General features: G+C 77.0%; 1 protein-coding gene. It reads left to right on the plus strand.

What is annotated here, in order from left to right; all coding sequences use genetic code 11:
* The first annotated feature begins 1 nt into the window (after nucleotide 1).
* Nucleotides 2-1,078, plus strand: coding sequence for an aminoglycoside phosphotransferase family protein (locus ABZ641_RS38905; RefSeq protein WP_359989430.1), 1,077 nt, complete (start codon nucleotides 2-4; stop codon nucleotides 1,076-1,078).
* Nucleotides 1,079-1,116 lie beyond the last annotated feature (38 nt).

Consider the following 1,116-nt stretch of genomic DNA (forward strand, 5'->3'; position numbering starts at 1 on the left):
GCTGCGGCCGCCGACCGCGGCCGGCGGCCGACCCGCGCCGCGGGGCACCGAGCTGCGCGACCCCCGCACCGCCCTGGCCAGGACCGCGCTCGCCGGCCGGCCCGAGGCCCCCCTCCGGTCGGTCCCCGGCCGGCTGCTCACCACCCGCACGGGTGAGGGCTTCGTCGACCGGGTCGACCCCGCGGCGCTGCAGACGCCCGCGGTGAAGGCCGCGCTGGCCGCCGTCTCGCGGATATGTCCCGCCTTCCTCCCCCGGCAGGTGCTGCGGGAGGGCAGCCGGCACATCCTCATCGCCGGCACCATCGGGCGGGCTCCGGTGGTCGCCAAGTGCCTGGCGCCGCAGGCCGCCCGGGACGAGCAGCTGGTCGAGCGCTTCCACCACGAGGTGGCGGTCTACCGGGCGTTCGTGCGGCACCGCCCGCCGGTCCGGCTGCCCCGACTGGTGGCGGCCGACCACGACCGCTGCGTGCTGGTGCTGGAGCGGGTGCCGGGCCGGCCCGCGGCCCGCGAGCGGCACCCGGTGAACCCGCCCACCCCGGGCGAGGTCCGCGCGGTGCTCGGCGCGGTGCGCACGCTGAACCTGTGGCGTCCGCCGACCGACGTGTTCGGCAAGCCGCTGGACTACTCGCTGGAGATCTCGCGCTACCACTCGGTGGGCCAGCTCACCGACCGGGACGCCGGCGACCTGCGCCAGCTGTTGCACGGCCTGGCCAACACCGGCCGGCAGCTGTGCCACGGCGACGCGCTGCTCGGCAACATCCTGCTGGCGCCCTCCGGCCCGGTGCTGCTCGACTGGGAGGAGGCCGGCTGGTACCTGCCGGGCTACGACCTGGCGGTGCTGTGGAGCGTGCTCTCCGGTGACACCGCGGCCCGCCGGCAGATCAGCCAGCTCGCGCAGTCCGGCGGCACGCTGGCCCGGGACGCCTTCCTGGTGAACCTCGTCCTGGTGCTGATGCGGGAGATCCGGCTGCACGACGTCCCGGGCGCGGGCGAGGAGCAGCGCATCATGATCCGTCGGCTGTACGACGACGCCGCGCTGGCGCGCCGCGCGGTGCGGGCGGCGGTCGGCACCCGCTGAGGTCGTCGCGGTCCGCGTCGGGCCGGGTGGGCCGGATT

The organism is Kitasatospora sp. NPDC007106 (genome assembly GCF_040634455.1).
Taxonomy (GTDB): Bacteria; Actinomycetota; Actinomycetes; order Streptomycetales; family Streptomycetaceae; genus Kitasatospora; species Kitasatospora arboriphila.